Here is a 26556-nt window from a genome sequence, read left to right on the forward strand (position 1 = left end):
CCTCGACTTCAGTGTTGTACAGAATTACGCGGAGTGTACCATTGTTTAACGTTTGACCACCCAGGAAAGGACCAGCCGATGGTGACAGCGGAGTTGCGCTGGGATCCGTTCGACCGTGCCCTGCACAAGAATCCCTACGAGGTGTGGCGACGACTGCGCGATGAGGCGCCTGTCTACTACAACGAGCAGTATGACTTTTACGCGTTGAGCCGGTTCGACGACGTGCTGTCGGCCTCCCTCGACACCGAGACGTTCTCTTCCGAGCACGGCATCACGTTGGATGCGATCACGCCCGAACCGTGGCCACCGCCGAAGGCGATGATCATGATGGATCCGCCCGACCACACGGCCATGCGAAAAATGGTCAACCGCACATTCTTTCGGAGCAAGATCGCCGAGCTCGAGGACCGGGTGCGCACGTTGTGCCGCGGATATCTGGAGCCCCATGTCGGCAGCGGGGGATTCGACTACGTCCGTGACTTCTCCATGAAGCTACCGGTCATGGTGATCAGTTCGTTGCTGGGCTTCCCGGAAGAAGACCATGACAATCTGCGTGAGTGGACGGATCTGCAGCTTCACCGAGAGGAGGGCACTGCGGAGCTCAGCGAGTTGGGCCAACAGGCCAACGAGAAGCTCTTCGGGTATTACAAAGAACAAATTCAGAAGCGCCGGGTGAACAGCACCAGCGATATCGTCGGCAACCTGATGGACTCCGACCTGGTGCAGCCCGGCCGAGAAACTCGTCGTCTCGACGACGGCGAAGTACTGTTCTTCATCGCGCTCATCAACGTGGCGGGCAACGAGACCGTCGCGCGACTGCTCGGCTGGACGGCGTTGACGCTCGCGCGCTTTCCTGGCGAACGCGCGAAACTCGTCGAGAACCCCGGCCTCATCGGAGGCGCGGTCGAGGAACTACTGCGATATGAGGCACCGTCACCCGTGCAGGGCCGCTTCACGCTGCACGACACCACCTTTCACGACACCGTGATACCGGCCGACTCCAAGGTCGCGCTGTTGACGGGCTCGGCCGGGCGTGACGAACGCCAGTACCCGAACCCCGACGTCTTCGACGTCAACCGCACCGGCATCCGGCACCTCAGTTTCGGCCACGGCGCGCACTTCTGCCTGGGCGCCGCGCTGGCCCGACTGGAGGCCAGGGTGGCCATCGAGGAAACCCTGGCCCGCTTCCCGACGTGGGAGGTGGACGAGGACGCCGTCGAATACGTCCACACCAATTCGGTGCGCGGTCCGGCGAGCGTGCCGATCCTGCTGTGAGCGCCACCGGACTGACCGCGCGCACCGGGGACGGGGTGCGGTGGTTGGTACTGGACCGCCCGGACGTCGGCAACTCCGTGACCCGGGCGATGCAGCGGGACCTCATCGACAACTTGGAGCGCGCATCGAGCGATCCCGGCATCCGTGCCCTCGTGTTGACCGGCGCGGGCACCAGGCACTTCTGCACCGGCCCCAACCTGCGCGACCCCGAGATGCGGCCGAGCCAGGACCGGGTCGCCGGTGACGCCGCGCGCAGGCTTCGCACCGGATCACAGGCCGTGGTGTCGGCGATATTGGACTGTGAAAAGCCGGTCGTCTGCGCACTGAACGGCGTCGCCGCCGGTGTCGGCGCGAGCATGGTCCTGGCGTGCGACCTGATCGTCGCCGCCGAAAGTGCGCGGCTGATCGAGCTGTTCGTGCGACGCGGCCTGGCGCCCGACGGCGGTGCCGCCTACCTACTCGCGCGGAAGGTGCCGTTCAACATCGCCAAGGAACTGCTGATGTTCGGCGAGGAGATCACCGCCCAGGAGGCGCATCGCATCGGGTTGGTGAACAAGGTCGTCGCCGACGATCAGCTCACCGCGGAAGTGACGGCGTGGGCCCAGCGCCTCGCGCGCGGAGCGACACGCGGGATCGCCGCCGCCAAGGCGATGCTCAACCAAGCCCTCGACGTGGACCGCGCCGCGGCATTCGATACCGAGGCACTTCTCGTCGAGCAGGTGGCAGCCACCGATGACGTCGCCGAGGGGATGGCGGCCTTCATGGAGAAACGCGACCCGACGTTCCGCGGACGGTAGCGGCGCCCACGCCGCCGGCCGATGTAGCGACGACCAAGGAGGCCGAAGATGGCGCGCAGCACTCCCGGGGTGATCGGGCCCTTCGCCAACGCAGTCCGGATGAATGTCGTTGCCGCCGTGCAGAACCGCGCGCGTGGTTATCGGGGGTGGACGGGCGCGGTCAACACCGATTTCGATCCGATGGATCCTGCGACGGCGTCTGCGCCGTTTGAGGCCTACCGGACTCTCCATCGCAGCGGTCGGGTGCACTACAACCCCCGGCGGTCCAATTTCATTTTGAGCCGACTCTCCGATGTCAGGACCGCTCTGCGCGATACCGAGTACGTGACGAGCGCCGAAGGCGTCACCCGGCTCAAATTCTCGGCGCCGCTCGCTGTACTGACCGACGGCGACGAGCATGCCCGGCTGCGCAAGCAGGTCCAGCCGGGCTTCAGTAAGGGCGCGATGGATAGCTGGAAGGGGATGACGGAGAAGCTGGCGACCGAACTCGTCACCGAGGTCATCGACTACCCCGGCTGTGATGTGGTGCAGCGACTGGCAATTCCGATGCCCATCCGGATGATCGCGCAGATCCTCGGCATACCGGAGTGCGACGCCGACGACTTTCGGCGCTGGTCGGAAGCCGGTGTCGGCATCATGGACTTCTCGCCCACGCCGCGCGGTGTCGTCGGCGCGGTGAAGTCGATGGCGGCGATGGCCACCTTGCGTCGCTACTTCCTGAACCAGTTCGCCCACGGTGGTTTGAAAGGCTCCGGCACCGTGCTGGGCCGCCTGCTCGAACACAACAGCGACGGCAGCCTCACTGATGAGCAGCTGTTCCTCATCGCGATCCACCTGCTGATCGCGGGCAACGAAACAACAACAAATCTGCTGGGCGGCATGTTCGACACCTTGGCGCACAACCCCGACCAGTACGACATGATCCGAGCCGACCCCGACCTCATCCCCATGGCGGTCGAGGAGCAGTTGCGCGTGACGACACCGATCCAGAACCTCTACCGGTACACCCGTGCCGACTACGAGATCGCCGGCGTCACGATACCCCGCGGATCTCGAATCCTTCTGTTGTTCGGCGCGGCCAACCGCGACCCCATCGCGTTTGAGGACCCCGATCAGTACCGTGCGGACCGAAATCCCCGGACGCACATCGCCTTCGGCTACGGTGCGCACATGTGCGTGGGTGCTCCGCTGGCGAGGATGGAGGCTCAAGCGGTTCTACGTGAACTCGTTTCCCGGGTGTCGCGGATCGACGCGGTTGGCGACACGACGTGGTCGCGGCACAGCTCGTTGCGTGGGCCCACGCGGCTTGCGGTCCGGCTCACCCCGGTGCGGTGAGCTCAGCGCAGCCTGGCACGTAATGCGTTGAGCGTCAGATAGATCGGGTATGCGATTGACAATGCGATATTCGCCGTGCGGGTTCTGGTCATGCTGACCGCTTAGCCGAGCAGCTCGGTCAGTGGTGTCACGTGCCCGATCCGACCGCCGGTCAGGAGCGGTTCCATGAGCAGGAGTTGGCGCATCACCCGACGGTGGAGCAGCGCAATCAATGCGGGGTCGTGATGCGGCGCCGCGGTCAGGACGAACTTCTCGAGGGTCTCGTCGCCCTCCGCGCGGTCGGCGGGTCGACTCCCGAGCAGATCCTGGATGTCATCGAGGTCGGCGGCGTCGATGGCGTGCGCGTACTCGCTCACGCGGTGACAAAATTGCGCAACCTTCGCCACGGCGGACCGCTGGTACTCGGCGATACCGGCTGGCACTGGAAGTGACTCCACCATGGATGCCAGGCCGGCGATCGCGCCGGGGTAGGCCGTGGGCATCGGGTCGGGTAACGACACAGCCGATAGCTGGACGTCGGCCTGGCGGGCAATCGATTCGATCGCGTGCAGCGATAGGAGATGGAACCACTCGATGTACTGGACGATGTCGGTCAGCGGTAAGTCCAGATGCAGAACGATCGCGACACCGAGCGGCGTGCAGAGCGCGAACTTGGCGGTGTGAAACTCGATCGCGGTCCGATCCAGCGGCGTTCCCGAGACCGCCTCATAGCGCCGCAGTACCCGGCCGAGGTCGCCCATCGGCTCCGTGACGTTGCGCAATCGCAGGCCCGCCAGATCGTGGGAGACGTCGCCGATGTGGGCGAGTTCGACGTCGATCAGGCCGGTGATCCGGCCATCGGCGTACATGTACTGCCCGGTGTCACCAAGAACGAACGACGGGGTCGACCGGTGAGCCGGGGCGTTGCGTCGCAGCCATCCGATCGCGAACTCCAGTAACGGTTCCGGGCGCCGCTTGAAGTCCCGATAGCGGGTCACGAACGTCTCGAAATAATCGAGGGCGAGCGCACGTGGACCGTCGGGGATGCGCACGCCCGCAGCGGCGAACGCCGCCGGGTCGATGGAGTGGGCGCCCACAAGTGCATCGACATAGGAGTCCATGACCGCGTCGACGCCGTGAGCATCGTCGGTGAGGCATGGATTCGGCGCTCCCGGCAAGAGGTCCATCACGATCGCCGATGCCAGAGAACCACACTCGGTGATCTCTCCGTGTATGTGGGGGACGGGGATCCGATGCGCCTCCAGCACCCGGAGGATCTCTGCCTCCGCGGCGACGGTGGCAAAGCCGAACCCCTCGCGATCTCCCCGGACGTAGAGGTCGACCTCCCGACCGCCGCGGTCTGCGGTGACGAACCACGCGGGCCGCCAACGGTGGTGGCGTTCGATGGTGCGCACCGGCCCGATATTCGCTGAGATCCAGTCCTCGACGACGGAGTCCACGCCGTGTTCAGTCACTGGACAATAGTACAGATAGTGTGCTCTCGTAATCTCTGAAAGACTCCGCCGCTGAACGGCTGCGACCACACTGGAGGCATCATGAGCCTGTTCGACGCCTTCTCCTATCGAGACAAGCGTGTCGTCGTCGTCGGTGGCGCCACCGGGATGGGCAATGCCACAGCTCGGCTCGCTCAGGACGCGGGCGCCAACGTCGTCGTCATGGACTACGCCGACTGCGACCTGCCCGGCGTCACCGCGATCCGGGTGAATCTGGCGGACCGGAACAGCATCGACACTGCGGTGGCCGAATGCGGGGGCACCGTCAACGCCCTCTTCGCGTGCGCGGGCGTGGCGGACGGTCCCGGCATCGAGCGCATCAACTTCATCGGTCACCGCCACCTCATCGAGCGACTGCGCGCCGAGGACATGCTCCCCCGGGGCAGTGCGATCGGGTTCATCTCGTCGGCGGCCGGCCTCGCCTGGCGGTCGAACCTGCCGCAGCTCACCGAATTCCTCGACATCCTGGACTTCGACACCGCTGCCGCGTGGGCGCTCGACAACGGTTGTGCGCACTACATGTTCACCAAACAGGCGGTATGCGCTTACGTGGCGCGCGAGGCCATGGATCTCATCTCCGACGGCATCCGCATCAACGCCATCTGCCCCGGTCCCACCGACACGCCACTGGCGCGGGCCAATGCGGAACTCTGGCTCGACTTCGGTGCCGACTACCGCGCGAAGGTCGGCGTGGCCGCCGCTACGGCGATGGAACAGGCTTACCCGCTGCTGTTCCTGTGCAGTGATGCGGCGCGCGTCGTCAACGGCATCACAATGGTGACCGACTCAGGATATCTCAGCGCCGGCATCACCGAGGTGTTCCCCGCAGGCACGCCGATGGCGAAGATGCTGTTGGACGGGTAGTGGCCATGAGTGCGGACCTCGCGAACAGCGTCGTCGTCGTCACCGGCGCGAGCGGTGGAATCGGCCGTGTGATCGCGCGGCGGTACGCGCGCAGCGGCGCCACGGTCGCGTTGGTCGCGCGGCGGCCGGACCAACTGGCGGTGACCGCGGATGTGATCGCCGAGGACGGTGGCCATGCCTCGGTGCACATCGCCGACATCCGGGACGAGACTCAGTGCGGGGACGTCATTTCCGCGATCATGTCCCGCTGGGGACGCCTCGATGTCCTGGTCAACAACGCCGCGATACCGGGCACCGATCAGCCGGTCGCGGAGGCCACCGTCGACAACTGGAACGCGGTGCTCGCAACGAATCTCGTCGCCCCGATGGTGTTGTCGCGAGAGGCATTACGGCAGGCAATGATTCCGGCCAGCAGTGGCAATATCCAGTTCTTGTCCTCGGCCGCGGCGCGTACGGTTCAACCGCATAAGGCCCACTACGCCGCGGCCAAGCTGGCTTTGAGCGCACTGGGGCAGACGCTGGCACTGGAAGTGGGGACCGCCGGGATCCGGGTCAACACCCTGGTGGTCGGCACGGTGGAGGGTCAGTTGGTCGACAACTACCTGGCCCGGCGGGCGGCCGCCGATGGAGTGAGTCCGGACGAGGTGCGACGCAAACTGGTCGCGTCGACCAAAATGGGCCGACTGATCCGCCCGGACGAGGTCGCGGACGTCTCCATCTGGCTGGCCTCCGACGCCGCGTCGGCGATCACCGGCCAGGACATCAACGTGACAGGAGGCTGATGCGGATGGCTCACCCCGGGCAGGTCGCAATATTGGTGGCACGCGACGAAATTCGCCAGCTCGCATATCGGTACGCGGCCGCGCTCGAGTCACGGGACGTCGACGCGATGGTCGACCTGTACTCGCCGGACGCCCGCTTCGGCGAATACGGCGATGGTCCCGACGGACTGCGGCGGCTGATGACACACAGCCTCGACGGATGCCTATTCGTGGTGATCCTCGTGGCCAACCATTTGATCGACTTCGATGACGACGCGCAGGCCCACGGCCAGGTGTGGGCACACTGTTTCGCCCAATCCGAGGCCGACGGATTCGTCGAGCAGCTCATCAAATACGAGGATCGCTACGAACTGCGCGACGGCCGGTGGCTGTTCTCCCACCGCAGGCACCGCCTGTGGTACGGCATCGGGCACGCCCAGTCGCCGCTGCGCCAACCGGCAGCCAACTGGCCCGCCGGCCAAATCGGAGTCGGCGATATCCCGTTGTCCGACAGTGTGTTCCGCAGCTGGTGGGCGGGTCGATCGTGATGCGCGGCACGCACTACCTCGCCGACGGTCTGGCATTTCCGGAGAGCCCGATCGCGGAGGCGGACGGGTCGATTCTGGTCTCGGAGATCGCCGCCGGGTGCATCGCGCGGGTGCGGCCCGACGGTACCAAGGAGAAGGTCGCCGACACCGGCGGCGGGCCGAACGGGATCGCCCGGCTGCCAGATGGTCGGCTCGTCGTCTGCCAGAACGGCGGCTCCACGTTCGGAATCGGGCCGTGGCCGTACGATTTCGACGGCTGCGCCATGCTGTTCCGTCCGATCGGAGCCGCGGCTGCACCGCTGACACCGGCGATCCAGATCGTCGACCCAGACGGTCGGGTTGGCACGCTGACCACCGAATTCATCGCCCGCGATGGCCAACGGTCACCGCTGGTCCGTCCAAGCGACGTGTGCGTCGACTCCTCTGGTGGCTTCTACGTCACCGATGGCGGGACGATCAGGGGTCGCACTCGCGATGTCACCGGACTCCTGTACGGCACCGTCGACGGCGGATTGCGCGAGGTGGTTTACCCGCTGGAGATGCCGAACGGGGTTGCGCTCTCGCCGGACGAATCCAAACTGTATGTTGCCGAGACCAGAACGCGCCGGATCTGGGAGTTCGACCTCGCCGCGCCCGGCGTCATCAAGGCGGCGCGCGGATTGGCGACGGTGCCGAGCGGAGGACCGCTGAATGTCGGTGGCGCCGACGGCCTGTGCGTCGACACGGCGGGTCGGATTCTGGTGGCGACGCTCGGCACCGGCGGGGTGACGATCTTCTCGGCGGACGGGGCACTGCTCGGCGCGATTCCCGCGGACGATCCGATGACCACCAACGTCACGCTCAGCGGTAACGAGGCGACGCTCTACATGACCCTCGCGTCGTCCGGGCGGATCCTGGTCGTCGAGGACTGGTTGGCCGCCGCGGGAATTCGGTGAGTTGCGGCTATTCCTTGTTGGTCATCTGGTCGGCGAGATTCTGGATGAAGGCGCCGTACCCGACGCCGCCGTGGTCGGACATCACGGCGTCGTAGTCGTACTCCGGTGGGTTGCCGGCGTTGGGCCGCCAGCCGGAGTCGGCCGTGCACGAGGCGAACCCCTCCTCTGGGAACGCGTACCACCGGCGGGTGTTCAGTTCGACGATCTTGTGCGCTTCTTCGTCGGGAACACCGGCCAGCATCTCCTCGGCGCGAGCCCGGCTCTTCGGCCAGAACGAGTCGGAGTGCGGATAGTCGCATTCCCAGGTGATGTTGTCGATGCCGATCAGGTGGCGCAGCCCGACCCCGACCTCATCCTCGATGAAGCAACCGGTGATGTTGCGGCGGAACAACTCTGACGGCGCGATCGTTGGATGGATGTTCTGGTAATACTTGTGTTTACGCCACACGTAGTCGGCCCGCTCGATGATGTACGGCATCCACCCGATGCCACCTTCGGAGAAGGCGACCTTCAAGTTCGGGTGTTTGTGGAACACCGGGGAGAACATCAGCTCGACCGCCGCCGACATCGACGTCGTGCCCATGAGCGTCACCATCACCGCGAACGGCGCTTCGGGCGCGGTGGCCGGTGGCATGCCGCCGGAGCCGAAGTGCATGACCGCGGTCAAGTTGGTCTCCTCCAAAGCGGACCAGACCGGATCCCAATGCGGGGTGTGGAAGCTCGGTAGACCGAGGTTCAGGGGGTTGTCGGGCAGGCCGACGGCGCGACACCCCTTGGCCGCCATGCGCTCGATCTCCTTGACCATGAGCTGGGTGTCCCACAGCGGGGTGATCATCATCGGGATGAAGCGGGCCGGATCGGTGGCGCACCACTCGTCGATCGAGAAGTCGTTCCATGCCTGCACGCACAGCAGTGCCAGGTCCTTGTCGGTGCCCTCGAGGAAGACCGTGCCGCAGAACCGCGGGAACGACGGGAAGCACAGCATCGCGTGGACTCCGTCGATGTCCATGTCCAGCAGGCGCGCCTTGGGGTCGTAGCACCCGGGAATCATGTCGTCGTAACGCACCGGGTCCACGCCGAACTCCTCGGGGCGCTTGCCGGCGACGGCGTTGAGCCCGATGTTGGGATACGCGCGCCCCTCGTAGACCCACTGGTGCATCGGCGGCTTGCCGTCCCGCGGGAACTCGACGATGCGCGGGCCGTCGTGCAGATACTTCTCGGGCAGGCGGTCGGACCAGACGTGCGGAGGTTCGATGAGGTGGTCGTCGACCGAGAGCAGCTTCATCGACGGTTGCAGTGGCATCGCTGGTTCCCCGTCCTTCCGGCTGATAGACTTTATAGAACAATTGAACAGATTGTGCTTAGTTGACTATAGCGCCCGGTGGTGTGGGAACTCAACCGTGGCAAGGAGGCGCCGATGGATCCCAGTGATCGCATTCCGCACGACGACTGGGCCGATCAGGACCTGCTGACCCGCGCCGAAGCCGCCGAACGGTTGGCCGCCGAGATCGCCGACGTCAGGGCCAGAGTGGACGGCGGCGAGACCGACGAGGTCACGCTGCGCCGCCTCGCGGCGCTTCAAGAGGCGCATGCCCAACTCGTTGATGGACGGGCGCCGAACTGAGTCACTTCGATCGCGGGAGGCCGAGCACCCGTTGCGCGACGATGTTGCGTTGAATCTGCGCGGTCCCGCCGTAGATTCCCGCGGCCCGCGACCACACGTAGATGTCCCACTCCAGCCCCTCGCGCAGCAGCGGTTCGCTGTCGGTGAGATCCATCATCGTGTGGCCGAACATCTGGTCGGCGCGGGCCATCAGCAGCTTGTCGACGGACCCTTCCGGACCCGGGAGGGCGCCACGCTGCCGCTCACTCAACGACCGCAACACCTTGACCTGCAGGGCACGCAATTCCGTGTACACGCGACCGAGCCGAACCCGGGTCATCGGGGAGTTCTCCAACTGCCCGGAGCGCACCTGCTGTTCTAAGTCGCGCAATTGCCTTGACAGCCTGCTGATCCAGTTGATGTCGCTGGGGCCGCGTTCGTAGGCGAGCAACTGGTTGGCGATCGCCCAGCCCTGTCCGCGCTCGCCGAGCAGGTTCTCCTCGGGCACCTCGACGTCGTCGAACGTCACCTCGGTGAATTCGCGGTTGCGTGCGGAGTTGACGATCGGCGTGACGGTGATCCCGGGTGTCGACATCGGCACCAGCAACACCGAGATGCCCTGATGCTTGGGGGCGTCGGGTTCGGTGCGGCACAACAGAAAACACCAGTCGGCGACCGCGGCGAAGCTTGTCCAGATCTTGCGCCCGTTGACCCGAAACACGCTCCGACCGCCGGTTTCGACGAGGTCGGCCCGGGTCTTGAGGCCGGCCAGGTCCGATCCGGCCTCGGGTTCGCTGAACCCCTGACACCACCGCACCCGGCCCGAGAGCAGGCCGGGCAGCAGTTCGGCGCGTTGGGTGTCAGAGCCGAACAGCCGCAGTGCGTTACTGAGGTGGCCGACCCCTTCGATCGGCGCCGCGCCGGCGCGGCCCAACTCGTCGTTGAGGATGGCTTCATAGATGGGGGGCAGGCCGTGGCCGCCGTACTCGACGGGAAACGACAACCCGATGTATCCGGCTTCATACAGGGTCTGATGCCAGGCGTTCTGGGCGTCCGCGCGTGCCGCGGGGTCGTCGGGGATTGCGGCGTCGGCGCTGTGGTCGCGCAGCCACTGACGCAGGTGTGCCCGGAATTGCGCTTCCTCAGGGGTGTCGTTGAAGTCCATCGCCTACGCCAACCCCTCGTTCGCCAACCGCAGGTGTGCGATTGCCTCGTACTGGGCCGTCTCGTCGCCGAACAGACGGCGGTTCAGCAGGGTTCGGCGCACACGTAGATGCGAGACGTGCTCCCAGGTGATGGCGATCCCGCCGAACACTTGAACGGCGGTCTCCACGACGTCACGGCCGGCCGCGGCGGCGTATGCCTTGGCCGTCATGGCCGCCAGCAAGGCCTCCTCGGTGGGCAGGTGGTCGACGGCCCACGCCGCGTGCCACACGCAGCTTCGCGCGCCCTCGACGCCGATCAGCGCATCGGCGAGCATGTGCTGCACCGCCTGGAACGAGCCGATCGGGACCCCGAATTGGACTCGCTCCCCGGCGTAGCGGACCGCGTCGTCGAGGGCGCCCTGCATGACCCCGAGCAGGTCGGCGGCGACGACGGTCAGTGCGAGTGCTTCGACGCGACGCCAGCGCTCCTCGGAGATCGGCTCGCCGACGGTGGCGATCGGCACCGCGCTGTCGGAGGGCAGTCGGCGCAGCGTCCGGGTGAGATCGAGGCCGTCGGCGGCCGCGCCGCCATCCAGTGGGGCCGTGCCGAGGTGGCGCAGCCCGTCGGCCTGGTTGGCCACCAGAACGTGGGTCGCGCCTGCGGCGTCGAACGCCACCGCGCCGCCGTCTGAGGCGCCGAACCGGCGCAGGTCAACGGTCAGCGCCGGGGCGATGCGCAGTTGTCCCTCGGCCAGAAGATCCAATTCCTTCTCGGCGCGCGCGGCTTCCAACAACTCGGCGGCGAGCACAGCTTGACCGGCGACCGGCACCGCGCACAGCGTGCGGGCCAGCTGCTCGATCGCCAGGACCGTCTCGACCCCACTGGCCTCCAGCCCGCACAGAGCGGGGGAGCGCAGGGTGGGAATGCCGATCTCGACCACCTGGCTCCACTGCCGCGCCAGGGTGTCACCGCTACCGATGTCGCTCGGATCCGTGGTCGCCAACTGATCCGCCAGCGCGGATACGGTGTCCCGCAGGAGTTTTTGCTCGTCGGTCAGGCCGATGTCCATCGAGCGATCAGCCGTCTGTCAGGGGACGTGTCAGCCCACACACCGCATTGGATTCGCAGCGCTCGCGATCCACTTCGACACGCATCCGGCTTCCTTCCTGGGCGTTCGGATACCATCATGAATGATAGAACGAATATTGTTCAACTGTTCACTCGAGGAGGCTCGTCTTGTCCCGGCTGGAGAATCGAAACGCCCTCGTCACGGGTGGTGCTCAGGGGCTCGGGCGCGCGGTCGCTCGTCGACTTGCGGCCGAAGGCGCGCGGGTGACGATCGTCGACCTGAACGAGGAGAAGGGTCGCGAGTGCGTCGGGATCATCGAATCGGCAGGCGGTAGGGCGGCATTCGTCCGGGCGAACGTGGCCAAGCGGGAGGACATCGAGGCCGCCGTGCGGGCGGCCTCCGTCGACGGGCGCCTCGACGTCCTGGTCAACGCCGCCCAGTATTTCGCGATGCCCAAGGCGCTGGAACTGGTATCGGACAAGGATTGGGAACTGTCGGAAGCCACAGGCCCGAAGGCGACGTTCCGGTTCATGCAGGCGGCGTTCGGCGCGCTGAAGGAATCCGGTAAGGCGTCGGTGGTCAACTTCGTCTCGGGCTCTGCGCTCGGCGGGATGGCTTACACCGCACCGTATTCCGCGGCCAAGGGGGCGGTTCAGGCGTTGACGAAGGTCGCCGCCAACGAGTGGGCGCGCCATGGCATCCGGGTGAACGCGGTGTGCCCGTTCGCGCTGACGGACGTGCAGCGCAAGATGATCGGCACCGAATGGGACAACTACACCCGCACCGCGGACGCATCGCCGATGAAGCGCGGCGCCGATCCGGACACCGAGATCGCACCGGCCGTGACCTTCCTCGCCAGTGACGACGCGGCGTTCGTCACCGGAACCGTGCTGCACGTCGACGGCGGCATGACCGAGTTGTCGACCGTGGACTATTCGCAGTCGCCGGGTGTGTTCAGCGCTACCTGAGCGTCATCTCCACGCTGGTGTATCCCCGCACGGTGGCGGTCAGCACGCGCTCGTGCGCCCCGATCGAGTAGTTCGGGAACTTCTTGGCGATGTACTCCAAGACGAGTTGAGCCTCCCGGCGGGCCAACCACTGGCCGAGGCAGATGTGGATGCCCCAACCGAAGTACACGTCCGTGCCGCGGGGACGGTCGATGATGAACCGGTCGGGGTCGGGGTAGCGGCGTTCGTCGCGGTTGGCGCTGCCGAGCAGCAGGAGTACCCAGTCACCGGCGGCCATTGTCACACCGTGCTTTTCGACGGGTCGGGTCAGGGTGCGCGCGACCCAGTGGCTGGGGGTGTCGTATCTGAGTGCCTCGTTGACGGCGGCCGGGATCAATGTCGGGTCGTTGACGATTCGGCGCCACTGGTCGGGATGCTCGTACAACGCCACCAGTCCGTTGGAGATCAGCTTCTGGGTGGTCTCCGAGCCCGCCGCCGACAACAGGTTCGCGAACATCAGCACCTCGTGGGGGGTGAGCGAGCGCTCGCCGCCGGCCTCGGGGTCGTCGAAGGTCGCGTTCAGCACGGTGCTGATGAGATCGTCGCCGGGATGCCGGCGGCGATGGTCGATGAGATCGCCGATATACGCGCTGATCTTGCGGTTGGCCTCGATGGCGCTGGCCGGCATCGCGACCTCGCCTTCGTGCCGGGTCAGGAACGCCTCCCACCACACTCGGAGCTGCTCTCGGTCGGCCTGCGGAACGCCGAGCAGGTCGCCGATCACATCGGTGGGAATGGAGAAGGCGAACGCCTCCATGGCGTCAACGGTGGTGTCCGGTCGCAGCTTGTCGAGGTGGTGTGCCACGACCGCGCGCAGCGCATTCTCCAAGGCCGCGACCGCCTTCGGGGTGAAGAATCCCTTGAGCACTCCACGGACCCGGTCGTGCCGTGGCGGATCCATGGAGATGATCGAGTACTTGCGCCCGTCGTTGTCCGGGTTCTCCGGCGCCGGGCCCTGCTTGGAGGAGTACGTCGACCAATCGCGCAGCGCGCCGGAGACGTCGTCGAATCGGGACAGCACCCACCATCGGTCTTCAGGATCCCGGTACACCGGCGCCTCGTCGCGCAACCGGCGGTACACGGGATAGGGATCATCGAAGATCGCCTTGGAGAACGGCGAATACGTCAGCTCGTTGATCGCTGGCACTATGATTTCGTCACCTGTCAACCGGGGGAGTTCGTTCGATGAGCTCGAGCAGGTTGCCGTCCGGGTCGGTCGCCATCAGACCGCGGTTGCCGGCGCCGAACGCGACGGTGCGGTCTGGAAGCGCTCGGCCCCCGTGCGCCACGATCGCGTCCACCGCCCGATCGGCGTCGTCGACCCGAAACGACAGGTGGGTGAAGCCGAGGCTGTTCATCGGGCGCGGCCTCGTTGCCCCCACGGTTCCCGGCCGGACGTAGCCGAGCAGTTCGAGGCGAAACCCGTCGCGCTGCAGGTAGACGAGTTCGAGCAACAGGCCGGGCACGTCGAGCAGCTGGGCGGTGGCGTCGTCGTCGACTGTCATCCGGCCGACGACTTCGAAACCCAGTGCCGAGCAGTAGAACTGCTCGGCACGACCGATGTCGCGAACGCACAGCCCGATGTGGGTGAGGCGGTGCCCGTCGCTCATCGCGGTCGTTCGGCGAGGTCGTCGAGCAGTGCGTTGTGCTCACCCAGCAGCGGCGGCCGCGTCGGTGCGGCCGGCGGGGTCGCGCTGAACAGGTACGGCGTGCCCGGGTAGGTGATGGTCCTGTCCAGGTCCGGGTGTGGCACCGGAACGTGAAAGCCCCGTGCGATCGTGTGCTCGTCGTCGAACGCCTCGTGGGGGGGAAGCACTGCGCCGCAGGGAAAGCCGCGGCGCTGACTGGTCACGAAGAACTCCTTGGCGGGCAGTCTTGACGCGATGAGGCGGATCGCGTCGCGCGCGGCGCTGAGGATCGCCGTGGTTTCGTCGTCGACACCGATCATGGCCAGGTCGACTGGTTCTTCCCGGCCGGCTGCCAATTCGAGGAACACCGCTTCCGGCAGTTCCTCGGAGAGGCCGAGTTCGTCGAGCCACGCCAGCAGCCGGGCGAAGTCCTCCTGCTTGCGGGGGAGCACCCCGGTGGTGGCGTAATGCCCGTCGGCGCACCGTACTTGCACGGGAGAGCTGCGTGTCGGGTAGGCGTGTCTGCCCGTCTGGCGCAGACAGATGTCCTGGTTCACCAGCCAGTGATACGTCGTCTGCTCGCTCGTCACGTTGCACGCCGCATTGACGTTGACATCGACCAGTTGGCCCTGCCCGGTTCGATCGCGGTGCGCGAGGGCCACGAGAGCACCGATAGCGCAGTACATTCCGGCGATGTTCGCCGACTGATCGCCGGCTCCCCGGATCGGCGGCAGGGTGCGGTCGTCGTATCCGCAGTTCCACACCGGGCCGCCACCCGCGAGCATCGTCAGATCGGTCGCCGGTTGGCCGCTGCGGACGCTGCCCAACCCGAACGGGCTGACCGACACCCAGACCAACCGGGCATCACGGGACGCGCATGCGGCATAGTCGACGTCCTCACACCGGTCGCTGCCCGCGATGACCACGTCGGCAGTGGCGATCAGCGCCGCAAGATCCCGCTGTCCGGCATCGGTGCGCAGATCGACTGTGACCGAGCGCTTCCCGACGTTTCCCGCCCACCAACGCAGACTCCGATCCACCCCCGGCAGATCGTCGACGAATGGCGGCCGGGCCCGGTCAGTCGATCCGGTCGGCGGCTCGACGACGATCACGTCGGCGCCCAACTCGGCCAGCGCCCTACCGCCGACCGGAGTGAACTGGTCGGCGATCTCGACGACCCGCAGGTCGCTCAGCGCGGTCAGATCACACCTCGCTGTGCCCAGTCGTCGAGTTCTGCCTCGGAGTGGCCGAGCAGATCCACGAGCACCTCGCGATTGTGTTGGCCAAGGCGGGGTGCGGCCGAGGTGATCTGCCACGGAGTGGCAGAACATCGCATCGGGATGCCCTCGACACGCACCTCGCCCATATCGGGATGGGTCACCGTGGGGAAGAGCCCCATCGCGGCCAGATCGGGATCGTCATCGATACGTTCCGACGGGCTTTTGACCATGCTCGCCGGTAATCCGGCGGCCACGAGGTCGTCGGCGAGCGTCGCCGCGTCGCGGGAGGCGGTGACGTCGCCGATCAGCGCGTCCAGTTCATCAGCGGCGCGCACACGCTGCTCGAGGGTGGTGAACCGATCCGACGACAGCTCGGGTTCGTTGAGGACCTTCGCGAGCACGCCGAGTTCACGCTCGTCGCGGCAGGCGATCGCGATCCAGCGGTCCGCGCCCGCACAGGGGTAGATGCCGTGTGGCGCCATCTCTGCGAAATCGGCGCGATTACCGGCGGCGGTCGCGGCGCGGCCGTTGACCGTCCAGTCGAGCACCTCCGTCGGCAACATCGCGATGCCCGCGGGCACGGTCGCCAGGTCGACGTGCTGGCCCTCCCCGGTCCTGTCGCGGTGGTGCAGCGCCGCGAGGATGGCCGTGGTCATGTACAGCGCCGACATGTGATCCATGTAGGAGAAGCCCCACCCGGCGGGTTCGGCATCGGGGAGGCCGGCGGTGAACGTCAAGCCGCTCATCGCCTGGACGATCGGCCCCCATGTCTTGAAGTCCCGATACGGGCCGGTGTGGCCGAACCCGCAGTTGGACACGTAGATGATGTCGGCTTTGATCTTCTGCAGTTCCGCATAGCCGAAGCCGCGCTTGTCCAGGACGCCGGCCGCGAAGTTCTCACAGACGACGTCGCTGATCGAGATCAGCTCGCGCAGCAGGTCTTTGCCTTCCGGCGTGCGCATGTTAATCGTGACGCCGTACTTGCCGACATTGTGGTTGTTGAACCCGGCACCGAAGTTCACCCCGCGGCGCTCGTCGACGTACGGGCCGACGCCGCGCAAGGCGTCCCACAGTCCCTGCGTGGCAGGGTCTTCGACCCTGAGGACCTCCGCTCCGAACGCAGCAAGGATCTTGGTGGCTCCGGCACCCGCCAGCTGACCACTCAAGTCGCACACTCGTACGTGGGACAACGCGCCCGTCACAGAAGCGACAATAGCAGCTGGACATAAAGTGTTCTATTGTTCAATTCGATGGTGTTGACCACAACGGAGGCTGTGCAGATGACAGCAGGTGTCCCCGCGCCGATGAAGGGTGTGCGCGTGCTGGAAGTCGCGCAGTGGACGTTCGTCCCCGCTGCGGGGGCGGTGCTGGCCGACTGGGGGGCCGACGTCATCAAGGTCGAACACCCGCGCACGGGCGACTCCCAACGCGGGCTGCGCAGCCTGGGCCACATCACCATCGAGGGCGACCGAAACCCGGTGATGGAACACGCCAACCGCGGCAAACGGTCGATGGCCATCGACATGTCGACGCCGGACGGCCACGCGCTGCTGATGGACATTGCGCGCACGGCCGATGTGTTCCTGACCAACTTCCTGCCCGAGGCCCGCAAGAAGCTCAAGATCGACGTCGATGACATGCGCGCGGTCAATCCCCGCCTCATCTATGCCCGCGGCAGTGCGTACGGGCCACTCGGCGCTGAGGCCGACACCGGTGGTTACGACATGACCGGATTCTGGAGCCGCGCCGCGGGGGCCATGGGGTCGACCCCTTCTGACCTGGAAGGTGTTGTCCCGCAGCCGGGCCCGGCCTACGGTGACTCGATCGGCGGCATGACCATCGCCGGCGGGATCGCGGCGGCGCTGTTCGAGCGTGAGCGCACCGGGCATGCTCGTGTGGTCGACATCTCGCTACTCGGCGTGGGTGTGTGGGCGTCGGGGGTGGCGATCAACGCGGCCCTCGTCAGCGGCGAACCCTGGGTGGCCAACCCCGCCGGCGCGAACGTCGCGCCGAACAATCCGCTGGTCGGCTTCTACCGGACCGCGGACGGCCGCTTCCTCGGCCTGTCGATGATGCAGGGTTTCCGCTACTTCGGCGAGTTCTGCCGTCGCGTCGGAGTGGGTGAGTTGGCCGACGACGAGCGCTTCGCGGGCCATGAGGCGTTGACCGAGAACGCCGCGGCGGCCGCCCAGATCCTACGGTCCGCGATCGCCGCGCGGCCACTCTCGCACTGGCGGGCAGCGCTGGAGGGCTTCGACGGCCAATGGGCGGTGGTGCAGAACACCGTCGAGGTTGCCGCGGACCCGCAGCTGCGCGCCAACGGCGGCATCGTCGACGTCGAAACCGATGGCGAGCGAGCCGAACTCGTCGCCAGCCCGGTGCTGTTCGACGAGACGCCGCTGCGGCTGCGCCCGATGCCGGAGTTCGCCGCCGACACCGAACAACTGATTCTCGAACTCGGTGGTGACTGGGACCGCATCACGGCGCTGAAGGAAAGCGGTGCGATCGCGTGAGATCACCCACGCAGTAGGGCAACCACGCACGAGCCGCCACCGCCGACGGCCTGTGTGAGGCCGATTCGCGGTTGTGGTACCTGGCGCGGACCCGCCTCTCCGCGTAGCTGGCTGACGATTTCGGCGGCCTGCGCCAACCCTGTCGCGCCGATCGGATGGCCGCGGGCGATGCAGCCGCCGTCCGTATTGGTGGGTAGGGAGCCGTCCGACGCCAGACCCGCGGACTCGGCAAGGTTCACCGCCCCGGCCGCGTCGGTCAGGCCCATGGCGATCAATGCGGTGATCTCCTCGCTGGCGCACATGTCGTGCAGCGACACCACCCCGATGTCCTGTGGATCCACGCCCGCGTTGGCGTACGCGCGTTTGGCGGTCAGGGTGATCTGGGAGGGTGGGCCCACGACCGGGCCGACCAGGGGCCAGTCACGGTCGGCCGGCCAGCTGGTCTGCTCGATCGACAGCACCGACACCGAACGCGGTGCCGGATCTGTCGAGACGACGATGGCCGCCCCGCCGTCGACCGAGGCGTGGCACATCATCTTGGTCAGCGGTTCGGCGACCATCCGCGAGCCGAGCACGTCGTCGACCGTCACCTCGTCCGGGTTACGGCGTGCGGCAAGAGGATTGAGACGGGCCTGGTTGTAAGACTTGGCGGCGACGGCGGCGATGACGTCTGGCCCGCAACCCGTGTCGTGCAGGAAACGCGCGGCCTCGATGGCGTAGTGCAGTTGCGGTGGGAAGCGGTCCCAGAAGCCGACCGCGGCCGGGACCACTCCGCCCGGTTCCAGTGCGGTGGTCTTCTCGTACCCGATGGCCAGCGCGGTGCGACAGCGACCGGACGCGACCGCCCAGACCGCATGCCTCAGGGCGACCATTCCGCCGGCGGACGCACTCTCGGTCGCGGTCACCGGTATTCCTGTACGGCCCAACCGGTGTGCCACACCGATGCCGGTCTGCGGTCCTGCCAACGCCGAGGAGGTGAACACCTCGCCGACGGCGTCGTACCCGACGCCCGCGTCCTCCAGCGCCTTCTCGGCCGCGGCGACGCCGAGGTCGGCCAGCGGGGTCTGCCCGTGCTTGCCGAATTCGGTGACACCGACCCCCGTGATGTGTACGCCGGTCACGACGCATCCGCCACGAACATCTCGACGGTGTCCTCGCCGAGCGTGGCGCGAATCAATCGACCGACGGTGCCCGGCGCGGGCCGGGCACCGTCGACCAGAACCTGGAACCGGCCGGTGTGGGTGTCGACCCACGCGACGCTGTAGCCGTCGCGACCGTAGTCGGGGTAGGGCGATTTCGACGGCACAAAAGTCGATGACCACACGGTCGCGATCTCGGACATCGTCAGACAGTTGTCCTCTCGTAAAGCGCACTGGAGGGTGTACTGCCCAGTGCGGGAGGTGGTGTCAGTGGCAGCGGTCCCGCGCCGGCGAACCGCCACGGCAGACCCACCAGCCGTCCGGTGCGCAAATCCGGGTCGGGGTGAGCGATTTCGGGGAAGAAGCCACGTGCGGCCAGGTGCGGGTCGCCGACCAGTTCGTCGGCGCTGCGTACGACGGCGGCGCGGACACCAGTGGCGGCGAGTTTCGTCGCGATGACCTCGGCGCGGGACGACCCGATCTGTGCGGTGAGCTCGGCCGTGTCGATGGACTCGTCGTCGGTCGACTCGACCGCCACCCACCGCTCGTCGGCGCTGCGGTACACCGCGCGGCGCACGGCCGAATCCGAGTCCACCAGTTCCGCTGATGCCGCGGCGAGGTATTCGGCGACGGTGTAGGCGACCACCTCCGACATCGACAGGTCGACGACCGCACCGGTGTCGGCGCGCGGTCCGACCGCCCACGCGGCGATGACGACCGCGGCCACCACGGACGACAACGGATCGGCCAGCACGGTGCCCAGCCGCGCGGGTTTCCCGTCGTCTCCCGTCGTCAGGCCCGCCAGGCCACCGTAGGACTGAACATTGTTCGCGTACACGCGATATCCGGCCAACGGCCCGTCCGATCCGAAGCCCGACACCCGCATCACGAGTCGCCCCGACGCGGCCAGTTGCTCCGGTGACACGTTCAGCCGATTCAGCCGGGACGACCCGACGTTCTCGATGACGACGTCGGCCTGCGACAGTGCCGCGGCGACGTCGTCGATTGCGTGATCCGGGTCGATCAGCACGCTCCGTTTGGAATGGTTGGCCACGGCGTAATAGGCGCCGCGTTCCAGCCCCGCGATCCCGTCGGCGAACGGACCGCTGCGCCGGTAGATGTCGAGGCGGTCGGGATCCTCCAGGCGTACCACGGTCGCACCCATCGCACCGAGCAGCGAGCCGACGATCGGGCCCGCCAGGACATGGGTGAGCTCGGCGATGCGCAGCCCACGTAGGCCATCGGTCCGGCGTTGACCGCTGTCGCCGAGATCAGTACGCCACGGCGGACCCAGCACGGTGACGTCGCGGTCCCCGATTCGCGCCGTGGTCAACGACTTCCGGTGGGCCAGCTGCGGCGACATCAGCAACTCACCGGGCAGATTCACCGGTGTCGAGGGGACGCCGTTGGCCTGCAGGATGGCTGCGCATTCGGCCTTGTCTCGGTCGCGGGTCCACTCGGTGACCTTGGCATTGATCAGGCCGGCGTTTTCGATCCGGGCGGGACGGTCGTCGAGGCCGGCCGCCCATTCGGGCTGTCCGAACGCCGCCAACAGGCCCCTCCACTGATGGTTCTCCACCGCCGTGATCCGCACCAGCCCGTCGCGGCACGCAAACACCCCCGACGGTGCAAGGTACCGACCGCTGCCCGCGCGACCCGGACATCGGTACATGACATGTGCGCACTCCGGCAGAGCAGAGGTGTAAATGACCGCTTCCTGGATCGACACGTCGACGCGTACAGGTGTCGAGGAGTCGCGCCGGTCCAGTCCGTGGAGCGCGGCCAGTGCCGCGACGGCTCCCGCGGACTTGAGGGCGACGTAGCCCGGCGCTGGAACTGGCCGCCCGTCACCGTCCTCGATCGTCGCGAGGAGTCCACCGCTGGCCTGGGCGACCAGTTCGCCTCCGGGGTGCGGTGGTCCGTCGGCGCCGAACGGGGTGAGTGTCACCACCACCGTGGGCCCGTCGACGGGTGGGGCTGCTGTGCCGTCGACGATGACGATGTCTGCGTCGCGGGCGTGTTGGGCCGGGTCGGCGGCCGGGTCGAGTATCCGCTTGCGGCGGTCGAGCACGAAGTCGACCGCAGCGACCGGACCCTCGGGTGCCGCCAACTGTGGGCCCTCCCGACGCGCGTTCTCGCCAGGAATCCTGGCGACGTCGGCGCCAAGGCTCGCCAGGAGCGCGGCGGCGGCCGAGCCGGCGACGCCATCGCCGACCTGCAGAACGGCGACGCCGGCCAGGACATCCGTCGTCGCGGGACGTTCCTGGCTCACCGTGCGCGCTCCTTCCCGCGGTTGCTGAACAATTGAACATTATTCGTTCTGTTGAGTCCACAGTGACCCGACCGACTAGCGCCGCGCCATGGGTTCACAGATTCACATGAAGTGTTCTATTGTTCATAATATGTCGACGATCGCCGGCCTGTCGGAAGCCCGCTTCGATGACCCCGCGTTCTACCAGGGCGACCCCAACGCGACATTCCGGCGGTTGCGCGAGACGGATCCGCTGCACTGGTACGACGAAGGTCAGTTCTGGGTCGTCACCAAGTACGACGACATCAAGGCGATCTCGGCGCGACCGGAGAAGTTCAAGTCGGAGCGCATTGCGATCATGATGGATTTGATCGCGCATCGCCAAGGGGTCGACCCGCAGGGATTCGGAAGTCGCGGGATCATGTTCATGGACCCGCCCGACCACCGTGCGCATCGCAAGGCGATCGGGGTCAGGTTCACCCCGGCGGCGGTCGCCAAGATGGAGGATCGCGTGCAGCAGGTCGTCGCTGAGGCGTTCGACAGTCTGCCCGACGGTGAGTTCGACTGGGTCGAGCACATCGCAGAACCGATTCCGGTGTACATCTTTTCCCACTTTCTCGGTGTGCCGGAGTCGGACTGGTCAAAGGTCGCGTCGTGGGCGACGACCATAGCGAAAGCGGGCAGCGGGCTGGCCAGCGACGAGGATTTTCAGCTGATCTTCGATCAGATCGCGCCCTACCTGTTGGCGCTGGCCGCAGAGCGAGCGAAGGATCCGCGTGACGACCTGTTGACGATGCTCACGCAGGTGAGTATCGACGGGGAACCGTTCAACGAGGTCCAGATCATGGTCTACGCGATGACGCTGCTGGCTGCGGGTAGCGAAACCACCCAGAGCCTGCTGGCCGGTCTCATTCACTGTCTCGATGTGCACCCCGGGCAGGCCGAGGCGCTGTTCGCCGATCCTTCGCTGGCGGAGAACACCGTCGAGGAGACGATGCGGTGGTGGACCCCCGTGATGAGCATGGCCCGGCAGGCCGCCGCCGACGTCGAGCTGCGGGGTAAGACGGTCCGCGCGGGCGACGGCCTCCTGATGGCGTACGCCTCGGCCAATCGCGACGTCGACCACTGGGGGCCGACGGCCGACGAGTTCGACATCACCCGCCCCGATGCGTCCGGCCATCTCGGTTTCGGTGTTGGGGAACACTTCTGCATGGGGGCGGCGCTGGCCCGCCGCGAGGCGCGGTTCGTGCTCGCCGAGGTGATCAAGCGGGCGAAGCGAGTTCGCGTCACGGGGCAGCGGGTGAAGCGGGAGTCGTCCTTGGTCAACACCTTCGACCGGCTGGGCGTCACGCTCGACTACCGCTGACGAGTACTGCTTCGCGACAACGGGATCAGCCGCGTCCGGCCAGCCAGTCGGTGACGAGTCGGCGATGCTGCGCACGCGAACCCAACGCCGCGATGAGCGTGGTGGCCCGCCGCAGGTACACATGCGCGTCGTGTTCCCACGTGTAGGCGATGCCGCCGAAGACCTGCATCGCCCCCTCCGGGACGGCGCGTAGCGCATCGATGGCCCAAAAAGCCGCCAGCGACACCAGCGCTTCCGCGTCGGGCTGATCGTGGTCACAGGCATCGGCGGCCCGATTGACCAGCGCCCGACCGACTTCGATCGCCCCGCGCTGGTCGACGAGCCGATGTTTGATCGCCTGAAACGCGCCGATCGGCCGGTCGAACGCGACGCGGACCTTCGCGTACTCGGTCGCGGCCTCGTTCGCGGCGGCGACGACGCCGACGACCTCGGCCACCTCCGCCACGCGCATGCGCATGACGGCTTCGCGGTGGCGGCGGACCGCTTCCCCGCCTCGGGCGATCGGCTCGAGCGGCGCCCGGTCGAGACCGATGCGCGCCGCGGGGCCGTGATCGAGGGGGGTGACCGGCGTGCGCTGCACTCCCGCGCCCGCGAGGTCGACGACACCCAGCACCTGCCCGCCATCCGCCTGGGCAAGCACGACGAGGTGGGTGGCGACGGCGCCGTACGGGACGCAGTCGAATGTGCCCGACACCGTCTGCCCGACGAGCGTGGCCGGCTCCGCAACCACGAGCGCGACGCCGTCGACCCTTCGGCCCTCGGACCAGGCCGCGGCCCCGGTCGCGGCCAGTGGCAGCGGTGCCGCGACGGATCCGGTCACCTCGGTCAACACCGCCAGCTCGCGCAGGGTGCCACCGGCGCCGCCACCGCTTTCGGGCACCAGCACGTCGGGCCAGCCCAGCCCGCGGATGGTCGCCCATAGCGCGTCGTCGAACGCGGGGGTCGGCCCTTCCAGCAGCGCGCGGCTGCGGTCGACCGACCACGCCCGGGCCACGATGTCGAGTGCGGAGCGACGCAGCTCGGCCAGTTCGGCTGCCGTGTCGGCTATCTCGGCGAGGGAGACGGTGGTATCAGGGGTCACGGGGCAGCCCCAGCAGTCGTTCGGCGATGACGTTGCGTTGGATCTCCGACGTGCCTGCACCAAAGGTGGCCGCCCGCATCAGCAGGTAGCTCGCGGCGACGTTGCCCCGCTTGGCGGCGCCGGGCGATCCGCGCTCCAAAACCCCTGACGCTCCGGACAGTTCGACACCGAAGTTGGCCATCGACTGGTCCACCTCCGAGCTGAGAAGCTTGGCGACGGAGGCCTCCGGGCCGGGAGCGACGCCCCGCACGCCGGCAGCGGTGGCCTGGGCGGCGATCTGACGCAACGCCTCGACCTGGGCCGCATACCGGGCGATCCGGTCGGCGACATAGCTGTCATCGAACCCGCTGTCGGTCAGCGCATTCGGCTCCTGCGCCATCTTCACCAGGATGTCGAGGCGACGCTCGATCCGGTGCGTGCGGCTTTGGCCCACCCGCTCGTAGCCCAGCGTCGACTTCGCCACCTTCCAGCCGCCGTGCAGCGGTCCGAGCACATTGGCCAGCGGCACGCGTACTGCGTCGAAGAACACCTCGGTGAACTCGGCGGCACCGGTGATCTGCCGAATCGGCCGTACCTCGATGCCCGGCGTGGACAGCTCGGCCAGGATGTAGCTGATTCCCTCCCGCTTCGGCGCGGTAGGGTCGGTCCGGGCCAACAGGTAGATCCGGTTCGCGTAGGAGGCCTTCGACGTCCAGATCTTCTGTCCGGTGATGACGAGTTCGTCGCCGTCGATGACTGCCTTGGTCTTGAGCGCCGCGAGGTCGCTGCCGGCCTCCGGCTCCGAGAAGCCCTGACACCAGACATCTTCCGCCGACAGGATGCGGGGGAGGTAACGCGCACGCTGCTCGTCTGTGCCCCACTGGATGATGGTCGGACCCAGTTGGTTGATCGCGCTGCGGTTGATCGGTTCCGGGGCGTGCACGGCAGCCATCTCGGTGTTGAAGATGAGCTGTTGGGTGGGAGTCGCGGCGCGCCCGCCGAATTCGGTCGGCCACGAGATGGCCGCCAGCCCGGCGACGTGCAGGCGATTCTGCCATTCCCGCAGTCGGTCGAGGCGAGCCGTTTCGTCTCCGTCGCGGCCGAGCAGGTCGGAGGTCAGCGACGACGACAGGAAGGCGCGCACCTCGTCGCGGAAGGTCCGGTCGGCGTCGGTGAGCACGACGCCGTAATCACGATCGGTCACGTGCCGCCGCGGATGATCGACGCCATGCGCTGTTTCATGTCACCGTAGGTGATCGCGGTGGTGCCGGCCTTGGGGGCGCGGCCCGCATCGACCTTCGGCGCGGACAGATCGAGTTCGGCGATCTTCTCGCGCAACGTCTTCACGGTGCAGTTCTGCCGCCCGAGACGCTCGACGGCGTCATAGCCAAAGGCGCGCGCGGCATTTCGCCAGGTGATGTCTTCGACCTCATCGGGCGAACAACCCTCCAACTGGGCGGCGAGCTGCTCGGGTGCGTCCGGCCAGCTGCTGTCGGAATGCGGGTAGTCCATTTCCCAGCAGAGGGTCTTCACGCCGATGCGGTCGCGCATCTCGACACCGACCCGGTCGCGGATGAAGCACGACATGAAATTGCGGCGGAAGACATCGGTCGGGGTCAGGCCGTCACCGAGGTCGTCACCCGTCCACGCGCGCTGGCGGGCGTAGAGGTCTTCGAACCGTTCGAGCATGAACGGAATCCAGCCGATGCCGCCTTCGGAGAGGGCGAACTTTATCGTGGGGAACTTGACGACGACGGGGGAGAACAACAGGTCTGCGGTGAACCGCATGGTGTCGATGGCCAGCATCGAGTTGTACGCGAGGTAGGTCGTCTGGTCGGAGGGGACGGGAACGCCGCCGCCGGTGCCGATGTGAATGTTGACGATCGTCTCGTGCTCACAGACCGCTTCCCACAGCGGATCCCATTGCGGGTCCTGCCACGGCGGCTGCCCGTAGTTTCCGATGTGTTGGGGCACCGTCACCGCGTGACAGCCGTTCGCCGCGAGCCGCGCCACCTCGCCGGCCGCGAGAACGGGGTCCCACAGCGGAAGGATGCCCAGCGGGATGAAGCGGTCCGGATGGCGGCCGCACCAATCCTCCAGATGCCAGTCGTTGTAGGCGCGGACCATCACTTCGGATACGTCGCGGTCGCCGCGGTAGGTGAACAGCGCCCCGGAGATGGTCGGAAAAGACGGAAAGCACAATGAGGCCAGCACCCCGGCCGCGTTCATGTCATCGACGCGGGCATCGACGTCAAAGCAGCCGGTGCGCATGTCCTCGAAGCGCGACGGTTCGAAGCCCCACTCGTCGTTGGGTCGGCCCGCCACGGCGTTGAGCCCGATGTTGGGCATCTGCAGGCCCGCGTACTCCCAAAAGCAGACGCCGTTGTTGTCCTGCACGATCTTTGGTGCGTGGTCTGCATAACGCGACGGCACCCTGTCCTTGAACATGTCGGGTGGTTCGACAGTGTGGTCGTCGACGCTGATCAGCACGAGGTCCAGAGGGTCGATCACCGGGAACAGTCTAGGCTATTGAACAAAGTATGTAT

Annotated in this window: 25 protein-coding genes; 11 read left to right on the plus strand and 14 right to left on the minus strand. The window is 67.0% G+C overall.

What is annotated here, in order from left to right:
• Positions 1-78 precede the first annotated feature (78 nt).
• The 3 genes from RMCN_RS03120 to RMCN_RS03130 are packed head-to-tail and all read left to right on the plus strand — an operon-like array spanning position 79 to position 3407.
• Positions 79-1275 carry a cytochrome P450 gene (locus RMCN_RS03120; RefSeq protein WP_067387192.1) on the plus strand — a complete coding sequence of 399 codons (1197 nt, stop codon included), beginning with the start codon at positions 79-81 and terminating at the stop codon, positions 1273-1275.
• Complete coding sequence (locus RMCN_RS03125) at positions 1272-2072, plus strand: enoyl-CoA hydratase/isomerase family protein (protein ID WP_067387194.1); 801 nt, start codon at positions 1272-1274, stop codon at positions 2070-2072. Before RMCN_RS03120 ends, RMCN_RS03125 begins: the two co-directional genes overlap by 4 nt.
• 48 nt (positions 2073-2120) lie before the next feature.
• On the plus strand, positions 2121-3407 hold the full coding sequence (locus RMCN_RS03130) for a cytochrome P450 (protein WP_067387196.1): 1287 nt from the start codon (positions 2121-2123) through the stop codon (positions 3405-3407).
• Positions 3408-3508: 101 nt separating this feature from the next.
• Here the strand turns inward: RMCN_RS03130 and RMCN_RS03135 are convergent, their stop codons facing one another.
• Positions 3509-4861: a phosphotransferase gene (locus tag RMCN_RS03135; RefSeq protein ID WP_067387199.1), complete on the minus strand. Its 1353-nt coding sequence runs from the start codon at positions 4859-4861 to the stop codon at positions 3509-3511.
• An 81-nt stretch (positions 4862-4942) separates the two neighbouring features.
• Here RMCN_RS03135 and RMCN_RS03140 point away from each other — a divergent pair, with 81 nt between their 5' ends.
• Genes RMCN_RS03140 through RMCN_RS03155 form a run of 4 tightly spaced genes read left to right on the plus strand, consistent with a single transcriptional unit; the run spans position 4943 to position 8008 of the window.
• On the plus strand, positions 4943-5764 hold the full coding sequence (locus RMCN_RS03140) for an SDR family oxidoreductase (protein ID WP_067387201.1): 822 nt from the start codon (positions 4943-4945) through the stop codon (positions 5762-5764).
• 5 nt (positions 5765-5769) lie between these two features.
• Complete coding sequence (locus RMCN_RS03145) at positions 5770-6546, plus strand: SDR family NAD(P)-dependent oxidoreductase (protein ID WP_084377097.1); 777 nt, start codon at positions 5770-5772, stop codon at positions 6544-6546.
• Positions 6546-7073: a nuclear transport factor 2 family protein gene (locus RMCN_RS03150; RefSeq protein ID WP_234787549.1), complete on the plus strand. Its 528-nt coding sequence runs from the start codon at positions 6546-6548 to the stop codon at positions 7071-7073. Before RMCN_RS03145 ends, RMCN_RS03150 begins: the two co-directional genes overlap by 1 nt.
• Complete coding sequence (locus RMCN_RS03155) at positions 7055-8008, plus strand: SMP-30/gluconolactonase/LRE family protein (RefSeq protein ID WP_234787550.1); 954 nt, start codon at positions 7055-7057, stop codon at positions 8006-8008. Before RMCN_RS03150 ends, RMCN_RS03155 begins: the two co-directional genes overlap by 19 nt.
• 7 nt (positions 8009-8015) lie before the next feature.
• On the opposite strand, the gene RMCN_RS03160 is transcribed toward RMCN_RS03155, so the two are convergent.
• Positions 8016-9311 carry an amidohydrolase family protein gene (locus RMCN_RS03160; protein WP_064403227.1) on the minus strand — a complete coding sequence of 432 codons (1296 nt, stop codon included), beginning with the start codon at positions 9309-9311 and terminating at the stop codon, positions 8016-8018.
• Between the two features lie 114 nt (positions 9312-9425).
• Between RMCN_RS03160 and RMCN_RS03165 the strand changes: the two genes are divergently transcribed.
• Complete coding sequence (locus tag RMCN_RS03165) at positions 9426-9632, plus strand: hypothetical protein (RefSeq protein WP_064403269.1); 207 nt, start codon at positions 9426-9428, stop codon at positions 9630-9632.
• A gap of 1 nt (position 9633) precedes the next feature.
• On the opposite strand, the gene RMCN_RS03170 is transcribed toward RMCN_RS03165, so the two are convergent.
• Positions 9634-10776, minus strand: a complete 1143-nt coding sequence (locus RMCN_RS03170; protein ID WP_067387203.1) for an acyl-CoA dehydrogenase family protein — start codon at positions 10774-10776, stop codon at positions 9634-9636.
• Between the two features lie 3 nt (positions 10777-10779).
• Positions 10780-11826, minus strand: coding sequence for an acyl-CoA dehydrogenase family protein (locus RMCN_RS03175; RefSeq protein WP_067387205.1), 1047 nt, complete (start codon positions 11824-11826; stop codon positions 10780-10782).
• A gap of 167 nt (positions 11827-11993) precedes the next feature.
• Between RMCN_RS03175 and RMCN_RS03180 the strand changes: the two genes are divergently transcribed.
• The gene (locus RMCN_RS03180) at positions 11994-12794 is read left to right on the plus strand and encodes an SDR family NAD(P)-dependent oxidoreductase (protein ID WP_067387207.1); all 801 of its coding nucleotides are present in this window, start codon (positions 11994-11996) and stop codon (positions 12792-12794) included.
• Here the strand turns inward: RMCN_RS03180 and RMCN_RS03185 are convergent.
• The 4 genes from RMCN_RS03185 to RMCN_RS03200 are packed head-to-tail and all read right to left on the minus strand — an operon-like array spanning position 12787 to position 16883.
• Positions 12787-13980 carry a cytochrome P450 gene (locus RMCN_RS03185; protein WP_067387209.1) on the minus strand — a complete coding sequence of 398 codons (1194 nt, stop codon included), beginning with the start codon at positions 13978-13980 and terminating at the stop codon, positions 12787-12789. The genes RMCN_RS03180 and RMCN_RS03185 overlap by 8 nt on opposite strands.
• Before the next feature lie 10 nt (positions 13981-13990).
• Positions 13991-14443 (minus strand): VOC family protein, encoded by a 453-nt coding sequence (locus RMCN_RS03190; RefSeq protein WP_067387211.1) that lies wholly within the window; start codon positions 14441-14443, stop codon positions 13991-13993.
• Positions 14440-15684, minus strand: coding sequence for a CoA transferase (locus RMCN_RS03195; RefSeq protein WP_322788598.1), 1245 nt, complete (start codon positions 15682-15684; stop codon positions 14440-14442). The genes RMCN_RS03190 and RMCN_RS03195 overlap by 4 nt, the downstream gene beginning before the upstream one ends.
• Positions 15660-16883: a CaiB/BaiF CoA transferase family protein gene (locus tag RMCN_RS03200; protein WP_067387213.1), complete on the minus strand. Its 1224-nt coding sequence runs from the start codon at positions 16881-16883 to the stop codon at positions 15660-15662. Before RMCN_RS03200 ends, RMCN_RS03195 begins: the two co-directional genes overlap by 25 nt.
• A 78-nt stretch (positions 16884-16961) precedes the next feature.
• Here RMCN_RS03200 and RMCN_RS03205 point away from each other — a divergent pair, with 78 nt between their 5' ends.
• Positions 16962-18194: a CaiB/BaiF CoA transferase family protein gene (locus RMCN_RS03205; protein ID WP_228768965.1), complete on the plus strand. Its 1233-nt coding sequence runs from the start codon at positions 16962-16964 to the stop codon at positions 18192-18194.
• A gap of 2 nt (positions 18195-18196) precedes the next feature.
• Here the strand turns inward: RMCN_RS03205 and RMCN_RS03210 are convergent, their stop codons facing one another.
• Genes RMCN_RS03210 through RMCN_RS03220 form a run of 3 tightly spaced genes read right to left on the minus strand, consistent with a single transcriptional unit; the run spans position 18197 to position 21605 of the window.
• The gene (locus RMCN_RS03210) at positions 18197-19315 is read right to left on the minus strand and encodes a thiolase family protein (protein WP_067387214.1); all 1119 of its coding nucleotides are present in this window, start codon (positions 19313-19315) and stop codon (positions 18197-18199) included.
• A complete protein-coding gene (locus tag RMCN_RS03215) occupies positions 19312-19536 on the minus strand; it encodes a hypothetical protein (protein WP_067387216.1) in 225 nt (74 codons plus the stop codon). The genes RMCN_RS03210 and RMCN_RS03215 overlap by 4 nt, the downstream gene beginning before the upstream one ends.
• A gap of 2 nt (positions 19537-19538) precedes the next feature.
• Complete coding sequence (locus tag RMCN_RS03220; RefSeq protein WP_234787551.1) at positions 19539-21605, minus strand: CoA transferase; 2067 nt, start codon at positions 21603-21605, stop codon at positions 19539-19541.
• 130 nt (positions 21606-21735) lie between these two features.
• Between RMCN_RS03220 and RMCN_RS03225 the strand changes: the two genes are divergently transcribed.
• Positions 21736-22950 carry a cytochrome P450 gene (locus RMCN_RS03225; RefSeq protein ID WP_067387218.1) on the plus strand — a complete coding sequence of 405 codons (1215 nt, stop codon included), beginning with the start codon at positions 21736-21738 and terminating at the stop codon, positions 22948-22950.
• Positions 22951-22975: 25 nt separating this feature from the next.
• Here RMCN_RS03225 and RMCN_RS03230 read toward each other — a convergent pair whose 3' ends face one another.
• From RMCN_RS03230 to RMCN_RS03240, 3 genes are read right to left on the minus strand one after another with little or no spacing between them, the layout of a single operon-like run.
• The gene (locus RMCN_RS03230; RefSeq protein WP_067387220.1) at positions 22976-24031 is read right to left on the minus strand and encodes an acyl-CoA dehydrogenase family protein; all 1056 of its coding nucleotides are present in this window, start codon (positions 24029-24031) and stop codon (positions 22976-22978) included.
• Positions 24021-25214, minus strand: coding sequence for an acyl-CoA dehydrogenase family protein (locus RMCN_RS03235; protein WP_067387222.1), 1194 nt, complete (start codon positions 25212-25214; stop codon positions 24021-24023). Before RMCN_RS03235 ends, RMCN_RS03230 begins: the two co-directional genes overlap by 11 nt.
• A complete protein-coding gene (locus tag RMCN_RS03240) occupies positions 25211-26521 on the minus strand; it encodes an amidohydrolase family protein (RefSeq protein WP_084377081.1) in 1311 nt (436 codons plus the stop codon). Before RMCN_RS03240 ends, RMCN_RS03235 begins: the two co-directional genes overlap by 4 nt.
• Positions 26522-26556 lie beyond the last annotated feature (35 nt).

Origin of the sequence: Mycolicibacterium novocastrense, from assembly GCF_001570485.1 — a bacterium.
Classification (GTDB): domain Bacteria; phylum Actinomycetota; class Actinomycetes; order Mycobacteriales; family Mycobacteriaceae; genus Mycobacterium; species Mycobacterium novocastrense.